Raw genomic sequence first — 255 nt, 5'->3', positions numbered from 1 at the left:
TTTGCCTGGCAACGTCCTGCTCTCACAGGGGGAAGCCCCCTATTACCATCGGCGCTGAAGAGCTTAACTACCGTGTTCGGGATGGGAACGGGTGTGACCTCTTCGCTATTGCCACCAGACTTGCACAGGAGGTGCTGACTTCTGCGTTGCTCACAGGATGTGAGCGATCTTAGCAGAAGATCCTCTAAATGCTATATAAAAAGAGAGTTATTCTCTCAAAACCAGATAAAGAAGAAGATAAACGAGAAACAACAT

At 47.8% G+C, this 255-nt stretch carries 1 rRNA gene; it reads right to left on the bottom strand.

The features are described from left to right. Positions 1-3: 3 nt before the first annotated feature. Positions 4-119: ribosomal RNA gene (gene rrf / locus KI375_RS27180) — 5S ribosomal RNA — on the bottom strand. Positions 120-255 lie beyond the last annotated feature (136 nt).

It is taken from the genome of Bacillus sp. J14TS2, from assembly GCF_018333015.1.
Classification (GTDB): Bacteria; Bacillota; Bacilli; order Bacillales; family Bacillaceae_C; genus Lederbergia.
The sequence above is the reverse complement of the archived record's forward strand: the minus strand, read 5'-3'. Positions and strand labels throughout refer to the sequence as shown.